This window comes from Pseudomonas sp. SIMBA_041 (genome assembly GCF_046535095.1).
Lineage (GTDB): Bacteria > Pseudomonadota > Gammaproteobacteria > Pseudomonadales > Pseudomonadaceae > Aquipseudomonas > Aquipseudomonas mucoides.
The window spans coordinates 1-270 of sequence record NZ_JAWRXJ010000339.1 but is presented as its reverse complement, the minus strand read 5'-3'; the positions used below and the strand labels follow the sequence as shown (position 1 = coordinate 270).

1 protein-coding gene is annotated in these 270 nt (G+C 42.2%); it reads right to left on the bottom strand.

The window, feature by feature from the left end:
• Positions 1-124, bottom strand: a 124-nt coding sequence (locus SB725_RS31395; RefSeq protein WP_410923322.1) for a DUF2545 family protein, incomplete at its 3' end; no start/stop codon positions are given.
• Positions 125-270: the final 146 nt, after the last annotated feature.

Genomic DNA, 270 nt, shown 5'->3' with positions numbered 1-270 from the left:
TGAGTGCAGCGAGGATCACCATGCCGAAGAAAGAAGAGACCGCCGATACCACGTTCAGTACCTGACCGATGTAGCCGCTTACGCAGACAATACACAGGGCGAGAAACATCCATAAATAAATCATAGCTCAACCTCCTGCCGAGCTAAAAAACCTGTAACTTCAGTCACTTTAATAGTAAGACAATCCTTAACCTCTGGCAATTTTTGCTAAGCATCAATGAAAACAGCATGTTAAATGCAAGACTGTTGTGTACGGAAAAATATTTACTT